Source organism: Streptomyces sp. NPDC050509 (assembly GCF_044457965.1).
Lineage (GTDB): Bacteria > Actinomycetota > Actinomycetes > Streptomycetales > Streptomycetaceae > Streptomyces.
Genome location: NZ_JBITHL010000020.1, coordinates 47486 through 61700, shown reverse-complemented (window position 1 = coordinate 61700; position 14215 = coordinate 47486). Strand labels below are relative to the sequence as shown.

The following is a 14215-nucleotide window of genomic DNA, read 5'->3' as shown; positions in this document are numbered from 1 at the left end:
TCCCGTTGCGGTACACGCCGACCTCTCGTGTACCGCAACGTCGTGGAGAGGGCTACCGCCCGTCCGCCCGGGCCGCCTCGTCGATCGTCGCCAGCGACCGCCGTACCTGATTGCGGTCCGTGGTGTACCAGAACTCGGGCAGCGAGGCCCGCAGGAAGCTGCCGTACCGGGCATTGGCCAGCCTCGGGTCGAGGACGGCGACCACACCGCGGTCACCGGTCGCCCGGACGAGACGGCCGGCGCCCTGGGCCATCAGCAGCGCGGCATGCGTGGCGGCCACGGCCATGAAGCCATTGCCGCCGCCTTCCTCCACGGCCTTCTGCCGCGCGCTCATCAGCGGATCGTCCGGACGCGGGAACGGAATCCGGTCCATCACCACGAGCTGGGAGCTGGGCCCCGGCACATCGACGCCCTGCCAGAGCGACAGAGTGCCGAAGAGGCACGTCTTCGGATCGGCGGCGAACGCCTTGATCAGCTCGCCCAGTGTCTCCTCGCCCTGGAGCAGGATCGGCGAGTCCAGTCGGCTCCGCAGTTCCTCGGCCGCCGCCTGGGCTCCCCGCATGGACGAGAAGAGCCCCAGCGTCCGCCCACCGGCGGCCTCCACCAGTTCCGCCAGCTCATCCATCATGTCGCCGCGCGTGCCCTCCCTCCCCGGTGGGGAGAGATGGCGCGCGACATAGAGAATGCCCTGCTTGCGGTAGTCGAAGGGCGAGCCGACGTCGATGCCCTTCCACTGCGGGACGTCGTCGCCCTCCGTGCCCTCCGGCGCCAGGCCGAGGGAGGCGCCCACCCCGTTGAAGTCGCCGCCGAGCTTGAGGGTGGCGGAGGTGAGCACCACCGAGCGGTCGGTGAACAGCTTCTCCCGCAGCAGCCCCGACACGGAGAGCGGGGCGACCCGCAGGGACGCGCCGAACCGGTCGTGCCGCTCGTACCAGACGACGTCCCACTCGGAGCCGTTGGCGATCCGCTCCGCCACACCGTGGACGGACTCCACGGACGCCAGCGCCTGCTTCCGTACGACGTCCTCGTCCGGCACGGACTTGTCGCGTGTCGAACCGATCGCCGAGATGACCGTACGCGCCGCGTCGCGCAGCGCCATCAGGGCGAAGCCGAGGTCCTCGGGGATCTCCTCCAGCCGGCCGGGGAGGGCCAGCTCCATCAGCCGCTCGAAGGTCTCGGCCGCCGTCTGGAGCGCGTCCGCCGCCTTCTCGTTCACCAGCTTCGCCGAGCGGCGTACGGCGCGGTGCACCTGCCCCGGGGTCAGCTCCCCGGTGGCCACCCCGGTGACCCGTGAGACCAGCTCATGGGCCTCGTCCACGATCAGTACCTCGTGCTGCGGAAGCACCGGGGCACCCTCGATCGCGTCGATCGCCAGCAGCGCGTGGTTGGTCACCACGACATCGGCGAGCTTGGCGCGCTCCCGCGCCAGCTCTGCGAAGCACTCCGCGCCGTACGCGCACTTCGACGCGCCGAGGCACTCCCGGGACGAGACGGAGACCTGCGACCAGGCTCGGTCGGAGACGCCCGGCGTCAGGTCGTCCCGGTCACCCGTCTCCGTCTCGTCCGACCAGTCCCGCATCCGCAGCAGGTCCTGGCCCAGCTTGCTGGTCGGCGCGGCGGCCTCGAACTGGTCGAAGAGGCCGTCCTCCTCGTCCTGCGGCACGCCCTCGTGCAGCCGGTGCAGACAGAGGTAGTTGGACCGTCCCTTGAGCATGGCGAACTGGGGGCGGCGGCGCAGCAGCGGATGCAGTGCGTCGACCGTCCGCGGCAGATCACGCTCCACGAGCTGACGCTGGAGGGCCAGCGTCGCCGTGGCCACCACGACCCGCTCTCCGTGTGCCAGGGCCGGCACCAGATAGCCCAGGGACTTACCGGTGCCGGTACCGGCCTGGACCAGCAGGTGGGAGGGGTCGTCGATGGCTTGGGCGACGGCCTCGGCCATGGTGACCTGGCCTGGCCGTTCCACGCCGCCGACGGAGCTGACGGCGGCGTGGAGGAGCTCGGGGAGTGATGGCTTCGTCATAGCCCGACCACCCTACGGGGCAACGCCGACAACGATGCTCAGTCGCTCGGCTGTACGACGGCGAGCGGGTTGGGCACCGTACCGTGCACGGCGGCGTGCGGCCGGTCGGAGCGGTCCCGGTAACCGTCGAGATGCAGCCGGTTACGGTTGAGGCAGAGACGCTCGATACGCGGCGTGAGCAGGTCGAATGTCTCGAAGCGCTCCTTCAGCTCCGGGAACCTGGCCTGGTGGCGCAGAATCTCCGCCCGTACGAGGGACCAGAACACGTCCTCCGGCACGTCCAGTTGGTCGGCGCACAGCGGTGCCAGATAGCGGAAGACGCCGATGAAGAGCCCTGAATGGATGAACTGCGGGAGAAAGGCGGGCTCCTCCGTGAGAAGCGTGTCCTTCACGTCGTCGGGCATCGCGTCGTGTTCGGGCAGCGGCCGGGCGCTGAGGTTCACGTCGTCGACGAAGTCCTTCATCGCGAGCCGTACGGGCACGTCCTGGTCGTCGAAGACGACGATGGCGTTCTCGCCGTGCGGGGAGAACACCGTCCCGTAGCGGTAGAGGAAGTGCAGCAGGGCGGGGAGCAGCGCCGCGAAGAGGCGGCGCAGCCACTCCTCGGGGGTGAGCCCGGAGCGGGCCACCAGTTCGGCGGTGAACGCGCGGCCCGCCGGATCCGTATGGATGAGCGAGGCGAGCGTACGGGCGCGTTCGCCAGGGGCCAGCCGGGTCTGGAGGGGCTCGCGCCAGATCGTGCCGAGCAGTTCCTTGTACTGGTACGGGACTTCGGGGAGGTGATCGTAGAGCGGATGCTCGACGGTCACGGAGGCGACCTCGCCGAGGAGGATCACGCGGCACTCGTCGCGGAGGAACGGGTCCGCGTCGCGCACGCCGTGCATCCACGCGGTGACGGCGGGGGCGGCGAGGGTGCGTTCGGTGGGCAGTCCGCGCCAGACGAGGGTGTTGAGGATGGACAGCGGCAGCTTGACGGTATGCCGGTCGGGCCGCCGGACGTTGAGGAAGGTACGGATCGACTGCTGCGGCAGCCGGAGGTCGCCGTCGGTGGGGAGCGGGACGATCGCTCCCCCGGCTATGGCGGGCGCGTAGAGCTGGAGCAGCACTTCGTCCCACTGCCAGGGGTGTACGGGCAGGTAGAGGTAGGTGGCGGGGTCGAGGCCGCGCTCCCGGAGCACGGTGTCGAAGCGTTCGCGTACGGCGTCGTCGAGTTCGAGCGCGTAGAGCTGTTCCGGGGTGGCGAGCGCGGCGACGCCCCGGTAGGTGGCGAGGGTGGTGCTGACCGCGATCCAGGGGAGGGTGGCCGGGGTGCGGCCCTCGGGAGCCCAGCGGTCCGCGTCGCTGCCGGAGAATCCGACGCGGCCCTTGTTGAGGACGATCCAGGGGTGGCCGGTCTGGTGTCCTTCCAGCTCCGCGTAGCCGAGGTCGGCGAGTTCGGCGGCGCTCAGGGCGGTGTGGTCGAGCTTGGCGTCGGCGGCGAGCGTGGTGGTGAGTTCGCGGACGAGATGGCCGAGGGTGGTGCCGTCCAGGCCGAGCAGCCGCCGCGCCATCAGCAGGAAGCGCAGGGGGTCGGTGAAGGGCCGGTCGTCGCACCGTACGGAGCCGAGGGCGACCCTCCAGTGGCCGTACGCGCCGCGCGCGGCGCGGAAGGTGAGCGTCTCGCCGGCGTCGAGCGTGATCGCGTAGTGCCCGGGGCCGGCCGCGGATGCGGACGCCGGTGCGGACGCCGGTTCCGAGGCGGGTTCCGAGGCTGGTATGGACGCCGGCACCGGCCGGGGGGCGATGATCTCCTCGTACGCGAACTCCCCGAGCGTCTTGGCGAGCAGACGGCCGGCCGCGCGCTCCCACGCGTCCGGGTTCAGCTCGGGCGGGGCGAAGAGCGGGGCGGGGGCGGGCGAGCTCGCGGCGCCCGCCGTACCAGGGGTGGCTATGGAGCCGGTCGGGTCGGTGGAGACAGGAGCGGCAGTAGTGGCGGGAGCGGCAGCAGTGGCGGAGGAGGCGGGCGATGCGGGCGAAGCAGGGGAGGTCGGCACGAGGACTCCTCGGGAGGGAACCTATGGGTGTGGAGCGGGACGTACGGGGCGTGCGGGGTGGTCCGCGCGAGCGGGCCGGACGGGACATACGGGATGTGCGGGGTGTACGGGGTGTACGGGGCGCGCGGTGCCGAGGGGGCGGCGGATCGATCACAGGAGGTCGCGCAGTGCCCGGTCACGGACCATGAGCGCGGCCCGTTTGTCGGGCAGGTCGACCTCCGCGGCGAAGCGGAAGCCGGCGCTGAGAAAAGCGGAGACGGAGGGGGTGTTGCGCAGATCGGGTTCGGCGACGACCCGTGCGCACCGGGGCCGGTGGTCGAGGACCAGGTCCGCGACGGCCCGCAGCAGAGTGGTGCCGACCCCGCGCCCACGGTTCGCGCCCCCGCCGAGCAGCAGATGGATCCCGGTGTCGTGGGGGCGCGCGGGGTAGTGGCGCGCGAGGGGGTCGAGGTCGGCGCGGTACAGCTCCCAGTAGCTCATGGGGACCCCGTCGAGCACGCCGAGGAAGGGGATCGTGCGTCCGTCGCCGTCGACCTGGGGCCGCACATGGGCTTCGGTGACGGCGTCCGGGCCCGCGAGGTGCCAGAACGCGGCGACTGCCGGATCGTTCATCCACCCGCTGACCAGGGCGAGGTCGCGCTCCACGGAGACCGGGACGAGTTGGAAGACCCCGGCGGCGGTGGCGGTGGAGCCCCACTCCGCCGGGGCGTCGAGCAGATCACCGGTGGGGGTGTCGCCGGACGGCGGGGGCACGGCCCCGCGCGTGGGTGACCCGGGGCCGGTTCCGGTGTCGGTGCTCGCTTCGGTGGAAGGCACAGTGGCGCTCTCCTCTCAGCAGTTCTGACGGTTCTTCATGTTCCTTCACTCACGCAGAGGGTTGGTGAGGGTGACGTAGACGGACTGGGTGTCCACCGGGCCGACGAGTTCGTCCAGGCCGTGCAGCCGGGTGAGCAGATTGGCCTTGCAGCGCAGGGTGTCGCTCTCCAGGAGCAGGCCGGGCAGGGACGAGCCGAGGTCCGCCGCACCGGCCAGGAAGCGCCGGAAGGCCGCGATGAGCACGCGCTCGTCGGCGAGGCCCTGGGCACCGAACGCGCCGATCAGCCCGAGGACGTTGTTGATGCCGAGGTAGTAGGCGAAGCGTTCGTCGGTGACAGCGTCGGAGACGAAGGTGTCGCTGACCGTTCCGATGCCGGGGAGCCTGCGCTCCAGCGCGGCGCGGTGGGACTCGCGGAAGTAGTAGCCCTGGTTGTCGCGGTAGCGCCCGCCGACGGGCCAGCCCGCCGGGTCGAGGAGGACCAGCGTGTTCTGCTGGTGCGCCTCCAGGGCGATCCCGGCCGTACCGTCCAGCCAGAGCACTGGGCGTACGACCTGGTCCAGGTAGCGCAGGAACCACTCGGCGGCGACGGCACCCTCCGGGCGGCCGGTGCGGGCCGCGAGCCCGGAGACGATCTCGGCCAGCCGCGAGTACATCCCGGTGTGGCCGGGGTACGGGCGCGGCGCGGTCAGTCCCGCGATGCACACGGCGTCGTCCGCCGGTCCGAACGGGTTGTGGCGCAGCATGACGTCGAGTCCGGTGACGGGTTCGCCCTCCGTGGTGTCCACGGCGAGCCAGGCGGGGTCACGGACGATGTCGAAGCCGGGGTGCGCGGCCCCCCACTCCTTGCCGAGGCCGCTGCGCAGCAGCCGGTGGACCTCGACGCCGCGGTGGAGTTCCTTGCGGAGGTTCTCCCGGCGGGAGTTGGTGATGCGTACGCCGAGGGAGAGCTTGAGCATGGCGGGGGCGCCGGGGCGGTGCACCGTACGGATGGAGGAGGTGGGGTGCCAGGGGGCGCCCTGGGGCCCGAGGTCGTGCAGGAGGCCGGCGTCGAGGAGCTGTCGTACGGCCGGACGGTGGGTCAGGTCCCGGGCCTGCCAGGGGTGCAGGGGCAGGGCGACGGTGTTGTCGGGGAAGGGGTGGTCCCCGAGAAGGCGGGCCGTGAGCACGTCGGCGGGCAGGACCCGGCCCTGTTCGGTCCAGGCCGAGTCGGTGGCGAGGACGGAGCGGTCGACGGCCATCCAGTGGAGCGGGAAGGAGCCGCGCATCTCCGGTGAGTAGAGGCGGGCTTCGGCCTCGGAGAGCCCTTCCCTGCTCTTGGGCGTGGGGTGCAGGGGGTGTCCGAGGAGCAGGGACTGCTCGGCGGTGAGGAACGGGTCGGCGCCGTCGGCTGCCTCGGGGCGTGCGCGCCGGTCGGCCAGGAACTCGGCGGTGTGGCCGAGCGAGTTGGCGACCCGGCCCACCAGGTCGGCGCCCTGGTAGCGGCCCGACTCGCGGCCGAGGAGCGCGGCCACGGTGACGGCCTCGGCGGCGGGGGCGTCCTGTGGGCCGCCTTCCAGGAAGGGCATCCCGAAGCGGTGCCAGCCCGTCGCGGACCAGTGGCGTACGGGGACGAGGAGGGCGGTGCCGCTGGCGTCGAGCGGGACGCGCAGCACCGTACCGTCGGGGCGGGTCAGTCCGGTCTCCCGGACCCAGCAGCGCAGCAGGTTCTCGGTGGCCGCCGCGTCGGCGGCCTTCTGCGGGTCGGGGTGGTCGAGGTGGTCGGTGTGCGCGACGGCCTCGGCGGGGCCCGACGGGGCGGCGGGGCCGGTGAGTCGCCCGTCGGGTCCCCCCGCGGCCTGCCGTGGCACCGTGACCGACTCCGCGGTGGTGGGAGGGCCGTCGGCCTCGGGCGTGTCGGGTGAGGGAGTGGTGTTCACGGAGGGCTTCCTTGTGAGGAGGGGTCGGGGTCAGCGGGGCGGACCGGTCTCTTTTCGGCGGGGCCCGGCGGTCGCGCCGCGGCGCGCGGCTGCTTCTTCGCGGGGCGCGGGGAGTTCGGCCGTGGCGAGCGCGGCGTCGAGCGCGTCGGCGAAGCGGTCGAGGACCGCGTCGGCCTGTTCGTCGGTGAGGGTGAGCGGTGGGAGCAGCCGTACCACTGACGCCTCGCGCCCGCCGAGTCCGACGATGAGGCCGCGACGGAGACACTCCTGCTGGACGGTGGCCGCGAGTGCGGGGGCCGACGGGGCAGGATCGCCGGCTGCCGGGGCGACGAGTTCCACACCGATCATGAGACCACGTCCGCGTACGGCGCCGACGCGGGGGTGGTGGGCGGTCAACTCCGCGAGCTGTCCCCGCAGGTGCGCCCCGAGGTGCGCGGCGCGCTCGGCGAGCCGGTGCTGCCGGACGTACGCGAGTGTGGCCGCGCCCGCCGCCATCGCGAGCTGGTTGCCGCGGAAGGCGTCCGTCCGGCCGTCGGGCAACGGGGCGTCCAGGTCCGCGTGGTGGACGATCACGGCCAGCGGGAGGGAGCCGCCGATCGCCTGGGACATCACCATGGCGTCGGGGGTGATCCCGCTGTGTTCCACGGCCCAGAACGCGCCGGTCCGCCCCACCCCCGTCCGCGTCTCGTCGACGATGAGCGGAATGGAGCGGTCCGCCGTGATCCGGCGCATCCCGCGCAGCCACGCGTCGGGCGCCGGGATGACCCCGCCCTCGTCCTGGACCGGTTCGAGGAGCATCGCGGCGGGGGCGGCCGGCCCGCCCCGGGCGTCGAACAGCTCCGCCGTCCACGCGTCGTGGTCGGTCCCGGTGAAGGTGAGCGCTCCGTCGCGGCCGGTGGCGGCACGGGCCAGGGCGAGCGCGCTCCCGACGGCGTCGGCGGCCGTGGGACCGCAGAACCGGACCCGGGCGCCGGCGGCGAACCCGGCCGGGAGCGTGGCGAGGAGCTCGGCGGTGAAGGCGTCCTTGACGGGGGTGGCCAGGTCGGGGACGTGCAGCGGGGCGCCGGAGTCCAGGACCTTCCTGATGGCCTCCAGGACGACCGGGTGGTTGTGTCCGAGGGCGAGGGTGCCCGCCCCGGACAGGCAGTCCAGATACCGTCTGCCGTCGGCTCCCTCGATCGTCAGCCCCCGGGCGCGTACGGGAACGACGGGCAGGGAGCGCGCGTAGGTACGGGCCGACGTCTCGCGCGGGGTCTGGCGCCGCAGGAGGCCCGCGTGGGCGACGGTCGGCGCCGCCGGAGCTGGTTCGGTCAGGGCCACAGCGATCGGTCCTCCCGTAGGCATCGTTCGGTCCTCCGTCAGTACGGCGCCCGCTCACCGAATGTTCGACGGCGCACCGCCGGCCGGGCCCGTCGTACGTACCAACGACGTGCCGCGCCCGGGATCACGGGCAGCGGGAAGATCCTTGGGCCGGGGAACCGCGGCCCTGCCCGACGCCGTCCCCAACGGCACCGGCATAGTGGGGGCGCGTCCCGGCTCCGGTCACCGTCGCCGGGTGCGCCACATGTGCTCCTTTGTTCAGAACTGTCCAGAAGTACCGGGGGGATATCTCCATGCGATCCATACGTCCGACGCTCGCCGCACGCCGCGGAAGGAGCTCGCGGCGCAGAACCTCCCCCGCTCTCGCCGCCGCGTCGATCGCCGTGGCCCTCGCGCTGACGGCCACGGCCTGCGGCCCCGAGGAGGACCAGGCCGCGGCGCAGGCGAGCGAGTCGGCCACGGCCGCCTCCGACGGCAAGATCACGATTCCTGACGATCTCAAGGACCGGCTCAAGGAGCACGGGATCGACATGGACAAGTGGCGGGGCGGTGAGTGGAAGAACTGGGACCGCGAGACATGGCTGCGTGAGGCCAAGGACTTCGTCAACCCGATCATCGAGGGCCTCTGGGACCCGGACCGGATGCGCGACGCGGACAAGCCGCCGGAGAAGTCCGTGGACGACCAGGACATCTCCGGGGACACGGGCGTCACCGACCCGGAGCCGGCGCCGGTGACCGCGCGGGCGGTGAGCGCGCCGTACGGCGAGAACGCGGCGCAGGCGGGCAAGTTGTTCTTCGACGGGCCCGAGGGCTCGATGGTCTGCTCGGCGACCGTGGTCGAGGACCCGGCGAACCCGGGCAAGTCCAACATGGTCTGGACGGCCGGTCACTGCGTGCACTCCGGCAAGAGCGGCGGCTGGTACCGGAACATCGCGTTCGTGCCCTCGTACAACAACAGCGCGCTGTCGACGGCCGAGTTGGAGACCGCGTCCAAGGAGCGGATCGCTCCGCACGGGGTGTGGTGGGCCGACTGGGCGCAGACCTCCGCGCAGTGGATCGCCCAGGGCGGACCGACCGGCGGGCAGGGCGCGCCGTACGACTTCGCGGTGATCCATGTCACGCCGGAGAAGGGCGGTACCGGCACGTCCCTGCAGGAGACGGTCGGTTCGGCGCTGCCGGTGGAGTTCAACGCCCCGGCGACCCCGGACATCGCCGCCATGACGGCGACCGGTTATCCGGCGGCGCCGCCGTACGACGGCCAGAAGCTCTTCCAGTGCGAGGACGAGCCGGGCCGGCTGTCACTGGCGGCGGACGATCCGACGATGTATCGCGTGGGCTGCACCATGACCGGTGGTTCGTCGGGCGGCGGCTGGGTCGCGGCCGGTCAGGACGGCAAGCCCGCCCTGGTCTCCAACACCTCCATCGGCCCGGTCACCGCGGGGTGGCTGGCGGGGCCGCGCCTCGGCGACGTGGCCAAGGGCGTCTTCGACGGCGTCAGCAAGAAGTTCGCGACCCGGTGAACCGGCGCGGGCGCGCCTCCTCGTGGGGCGCGCCCGCCGCCGTACCCGGACAGGGCCGTGGGCCGGTCCGGGGCCCGCGGTGAACACCGACTCCAGACATGACAAGCTCATGTCAGACCATCCGTACCCAGGGGGAACTGCTCCATGCGATCCGTACGACCACTGCTGACGGCCACCTGTGTGGCCGCGGCGCTCGCCCTGACCGCCACCGGCTGCGGTGGCGGCGACAGTACAGGCGACGACAAGGACGCCAAGACCGCCGGGGCCGCCGCCTCGTCCGGCTCCGCCGCGGCCGATCCCGCCTCCGGCAGCGACGGGGACGCCCCGGCGATCCCCGCGGACCTGGCCGACGCGCTCAAGAAGCACGGCGTCGATCCGGAGAAGTGGAAGGACGGCGGGTGGAAGGACTGGGACAGGAAGAAGTGGCTCAGTGAGGCCAAGGACTTCGTCAACCCGGTGATCGACGGGCTGTGGAAGCCCGAGCGGATGCAGAAGGCCACGTCACCGACGAAGACCCTCGCCACCCAGGACATCTCCGGCGACCGGGACGTCACCGACCCGGAGCCGAGCCCGGTGCGCGCGGTGGCGGAGAAGACGCCCTACCACAAGAACGCGGCGGCCGTCGGGAAGGTCTTCTTCGACGCTCCCGAGGGCTCGATGGTCTGCTCCGCGACCGTGGTCAAGGACCCCGCGAACCCCGGCAGGTCCAACCTGGTGTGGACCGCGGGCCACTGCGTGCACGCGGGCGGGACCGGCGGCTGGTACCGCAACATCGCCTTCGTGCCCGCCTACAACGACCTCGGCAAGTCCGCGGCGGCGCTCGACCGGGCCTCGTCCCAGGAGATCGCCCCGTACGGCGTCTACTGGGCGGACTGGGTCTCCACCTCGGGCGAGTGGATCGATGGCGGTGGTCCGACGGGTGGCGCGGGCGCCGCGTACGACTACGCCGTGATGCACGTCGAGCCGGAGAAGGGCGGCAAGTCCCTGGAGGAGACCGTGGGCACCGCCCTGGACGTGGACTTCGACCTCCCCGAGGCGGCGAACATCGCCGGCATGGGCGCGTGGGGCTACCCGGCCGCGGCACCGTACGACGGGCTGCTGATGCACAAGTGCGTCGACAAGCCGGGCCGGCTCTCCGTCAGCCCCGGTACGCCGACGATGTGGCGGATCGGCTGCACCATGACCGGGGGCTCCTCGGGCGGCGGCTGGTTCGCCACGCAGCCCGGCGGGAAGCTCGTCCTGGTCTCCAACACCTCGATCGGCCCGGTCACCTCGGGGTGGCTGGCGGGGCCCCGGCTGGGCGCGGGCGCCGAGCAGATCTACACCGCGATGAGCGACAGGTTCGGCGGACGCTGACGGACCGGACGTCCGCTCCCGCGCACGACGGAGGCCCGCCCCCGATGAGGGGGCGGGCCTCCGCCATGGGCCGGCCGGCAGGGCCGTGCACGTACACCGTCCGTGTCCGTACACCGTCCGTGTACGGACGGTGTACGCGTCAGTGGGCCACCGGGACGTACGGAGCGAGCGCGGCGGCCAGCTCCTCATGGACCCGCGCCTTGAGCAGCGTGCCCTCGGGCGTGTGCTCCTCGGAGAGCACCTCGCCCTCGGCGTGCACCCGCGAGACCAGGGCGCCCTGCGTGTAAGGCAGCAGCACCTCGGCCTCGACCTGGGGCCGGGGCAGCTCCGCGTCGATCAGCGCGAGCAGTTCCGCGATGCCCTCGCCCGTACGCGCGGAGACGGCGATCGCGTCCCGCTCCGTGCGCAGCAGCCGCTGGAGGACCAGCGGATCGGCCGCGTCCGCCTTGTTGATCACGACGATCTCGCGTACGTCCACCGCGCCGACCTCACGGATCACCTCGCGCACGGCGGCGAGCTGCTCCTCCGGCACCGGGTGCGAGCCGTCCACCACGTGCAGGATCAGGTCGGAGTCACCGACCTCCTCCATCGTGGAACGGAACGCCTCGACCAGGTGGTGCGGCAGATGGCGGACGAAGCCGACCGTGTCGGCCAGCGTGTAGAGCCGCCCGCTCGGGGTCTCGGCCCGCCGGACGGTCGGGTCGAGGGTGGCGAACAGCGCGTTCTCCACCAGGACACCCGCGCCGGTGAGCCGGTTGAGCAGGGACGACTTGCCCGCGTTGGTGTATCCGGCGATGGCCACCGAAGGCACCTTGTTGCGGCGGCGCTCCTGCCGCTTGATCTCGCGGCCGGTCTTCATCTCCGCGATCTCCCGGCGCATCTTCGCCATCTTCTCGCGGATCCGCCGCCGGTCCGTCTCGATCTTGGTCTCACCGGGACCACGGGTGGCCATACCGCCACCGCCGCCGCCGCCCATCTGCCGGGACAGCGACTGGCCCCAGCCGCGCAGTCTCGGCAGCATGTACTGCATCTGCGCGAGCGCGACCTGTGCCTTGCCCTCACGGGACTTGGCGTGCTGGGCGAAGATGTCCAGGATCAGCGCCGTACGGTCGACGACCTTGACCTTGACGACGTCTTCGAGGTGGATGAGCTGGCCGGGGCTCAGCTCACCGTCGCAGACGACGGTGTCGGCGCCGCTCTCCTCCACGATGTCCCGCAGCTCCTGGGCCTTGCCGGAGCCGATGTACGTCGCGGAGTCGGGCTTGTCGCGGCGCTGGAACACCCCGTCGAGCACGAGCGCGCCCGCCGTCTCGGCGAGGGCGGCCAGCTCCGCGAGGGAGTTCTCCGCGTCCTGCATCGTCCCCGAGGTCCAGACACCGACCAGTACGACGCGCTCCAGGCGCAACTGCCGGTACTCGACCTCGGTGACGTCTTCGAGCTCCGTGGAGAGACCCGCTACACGTCGCAGCGCGGCCCGCTCCGAGCGGTCGAACTGATCGCCGTCCCGCTCTCCGTCGATCTCGTGGCTCCAGGCGACGTCCTCTTCCATCAGGGCATCGGCCCGAAGGCTTTCCGTGCGGGAGTCCGCGAAGTTCTGCGTGTCCTGGGAAGGGGAGGAAGAGGAGGTCATTGGATCCTTACGTCGAAAGAGATGTCCGTTACGTCAGTCACAACGCGTGACGGCCCGGATTGATTCCCGGCCGCGTCGCCGACTCGTCGATGGTGGCACGGTTCGGCCCGGCCGTCACTCCGGTTTCCCGGCTCTTCGCGGCCTTGGGCGGGTTGCTGCGCCAGTCGGGGTGGCCGGGCATCGGCGGGGTCGTCCGCCCGTACAGCCACGCCGTGAAGAACGCGGACAGGTCACGCCCCGCGACCTCGGACGCCAGCGCGGTGAAGTCCGCCGTGGTCGCCGTCCCGTCCCGGTGGATCCGTACCCAGTCGCGCTCCAGCCGCCCGAAGGCGTCCTCCCCGATCTCCTGGCGCAGCGCGTACAGGACGAGGGCGCTGCCGTCGTAGACGATCGGCCGGAAGAGACTGATCTGATCGCCCGGCGTCGGCGGCTTCGGGGCCGCCGGGGGGCCGCCGTCCGCCCGCCAGCCGTCGGACCGCCGGTAGGCGTCCCGCATCCGGGTCTCCAGCGTCTTGCCGGCGTGCTCCTGCGCGTACCGGGCCTCGTACCAGGTGGCGTGTCCCTCGTTGAGCCAGAGGTCCGACCAGGTGCGCGGGCTGACGCTGTCCCCGAACCACTGGTGGGCCAGTTCGTGGACCATGACCGAGTCGACGTACCAGTCGGAGAAGGCGGAGCTGGTGAACAGGGAGCGTTCGAAGAGCGAGAGGGTCTGCGTCTCCAGTTCGAAGCCGGTGTCGGCGCCGGCGATCAGCAGACCGTACGTCTCGAAGGGGTACGTCCCGACCTGCCGCTCCATCCACCGGATCTGGTCGGGGGTCTTCTTGAGCCAGGGTTCCAGCAGGTCGCGGTCGGCGGCGGGCACCACGTCGCGTACGGGGAGACCGCCGGGTCCCTCGCGGTGCACGACGGCCGAGTCACCGATGGAGACCTGTGCCAGCTCCGTCGCCATGGGGTGCTGGGTGCGGTAGACGAAGGTGGTGCGCCGGCCGGCCACGGCCTTCGCCACGCGAAGACCGTTGGCGACCGCGGTCAGCCGCTTGGGCACCGTGATCCGGAAGGTGAAGTACGCCTTGTCGGCGGGATGGTCGTTGCCGGGGAAGACGCGGTGGCCGGCGTCCGCCTGGTTGGCCATCGCCAGCCCGTCGGTGGTCCGCAGCCAGCCGCCGCCCTCTCCGGACGGGTCGCTGGTGTGGCGGACGGTGATCCTCATCCGTTCGCCCTCGCCGACCTCCTCGGCCGGCGTGATCACCAGGTCCTCCCCGGCCGTCGCGAACTCCGCCGTCTCGCCGTCGACCTCGACGGAGCGGACCTCGCCGTGGGTGAAGTCGAGGTTGATCCGGTCCAGGCGCCGGGTCGCTGTCGCGTCGATCTTGGTGATCGCGTCCAGGGGCTTGCTGTTGTCACCGCTGTAGGTGAAGGCGAGATCGTAGGTGCGGACGTCGTAACCGGGGTTGCCCAGGTACGGGAAGAGCGGATCCCCGATGCCGAGCGGCTCGGGCGGGGGCAGGGTCGCGGCGACGAGGGTGGCCGAGGCGGCGGCCAGCAGAGCGGCGCGCAGTCGGCTGGAGGTGAACAGCGTGGACAGCATGGACCACGGCTA

Annotated in this window: 9 protein-coding genes; 2 read left to right on the top strand and 7 right to left on the bottom strand. The window is 72.1% G+C overall.

Annotated features, from left to right (window positions below; all coding sequences use genetic code 11):
* Positions 1 to 52 precede the first annotated feature (52 nt).
* From ACIBJC_RS36950 to ACIBJC_RS36930, 5 genes are all read right to left on the bottom strand, one after another.
* Positions 53 to 2023, bottom strand: coding sequence for an ATP-dependent DNA helicase (locus tag ACIBJC_RS36950; protein WP_399300576.1), 1971 nt, complete (start codon positions 2021 to 2023; stop codon positions 53 to 55).
* Positions 2024 to 2061: 38 nt separating this feature from the next.
* Positions 2062 to 3954 (bottom strand): IucA/IucC family protein, encoded by a 1893-nt coding sequence (locus ACIBJC_RS36945; RefSeq protein ID WP_399300667.1) that lies wholly within the window; start codon positions 3952 to 3954, stop codon positions 2062 to 2064.
* Positions 3955 to 4206: 252 nt separating this feature from the next.
* Positions 4207 to 4872, bottom strand: a complete 666-nt coding sequence (locus ACIBJC_RS36940; protein WP_399300573.1) for a GNAT family N-acetyltransferase — start codon at positions 4870 to 4872, stop codon at positions 4207 to 4209.
* Positions 4873 to 4917: 45 nt separating this feature from the next.
* The gene (locus tag ACIBJC_RS36935; RefSeq protein ID WP_399300570.1) at positions 4918 to 6789 is read right to left on the bottom strand and encodes an IucA/IucC family protein; all 1872 of its coding nucleotides are present in this window, start codon (positions 6787 to 6789) and stop codon (positions 4918 to 4920) included.
* Between the two features lie 30 nt (positions 6790 to 6819).
* A complete protein-coding gene (locus ACIBJC_RS36930) occupies positions 6820 to 8109 on the bottom strand; it encodes an aminotransferase class III-fold pyridoxal phosphate-dependent enzyme (RefSeq protein ID WP_399300664.1) in 1290 nt (429 codons plus the stop codon).
* Positions 8110 to 8402: 293 nt separating this feature from the next.
* On the opposite strand from ACIBJC_RS36930, the gene ACIBJC_RS36925 reads away from it, so the two are divergent.
* Positions 8403 to 9629, top strand: a complete 1227-nt coding sequence (locus ACIBJC_RS36925) for a trypsin-like serine peptidase (protein ID WP_399300567.1) — start codon at positions 8403 to 8405, stop codon at positions 9627 to 9629.
* Positions 9630 to 9773: 144 nt separating this feature from the next.
* Positions 9774 to 10985: a trypsin-like serine peptidase gene (locus ACIBJC_RS36920; protein WP_399300564.1), complete on the top strand. Its 1212-nt coding sequence runs from the start codon at positions 9774 to 9776 to the stop codon at positions 10983 to 10985.
* Between the two features lie 139 nt (positions 10986 to 11124).
* Here ACIBJC_RS36920 and hflX read toward each other — a convergent pair whose 3' ends face one another.
* Complete coding sequence (hflX, locus tag ACIBJC_RS36915) at positions 11125 to 12615, bottom strand: GTPase HflX (RefSeq protein ID WP_399300561.1); 1491 nt, start codon at positions 12613 to 12615, stop codon at positions 11125 to 11127.
* Between the two features lie 37 nt (positions 12616 to 12652).
* On the bottom strand, positions 12653 to 14203 hold the full coding sequence (locus ACIBJC_RS36910) for a M1 family metallopeptidase (RefSeq protein WP_399300557.1): 1551 nt from the start codon (positions 14201 to 14203) through the stop codon (positions 12653 to 12655).
* Positions 14204 to 14215: the final 12 nt, after the last annotated feature.

Bases quoted from the DNA above. Each gene is read 5' to 3' on its own strand.
- ACIBJC_RS36950 (WP_399300576.1), bottom strand. From the start codon at position 2,023: ATGACGAAGCCATCACTCCCCGAGCTCCTCCACGCCGCCGTCAGCTCC.
- ACIBJC_RS36925 (WP_399300567.1), top strand. From the start codon at position 8,403: ATGCGATCCATACGTCCGACGCTCGCCGCACGCCGCGGAAGGAGCTCG.
- ACIBJC_RS36920 (WP_399300564.1), top strand. From the start codon at position 9,774: ATGCGATCCGTACGACCACTGCTGACGGCCACCTGTGTGGCCGCGGCG.
- hflX (WP_399300561.1), bottom strand. From the start codon at position 12,615: ATGACCTCCTCTTCCTCCCCTTCCCAGGACACGCAGAACTTCGCGGAC.
- ACIBJC_RS36910 (WP_399300557.1), bottom strand. From the start codon at position 14,203: ATGCTGTCCACGCTGTTCACCTCCAGCCGACTGCGCGCCGCTCTGCTG.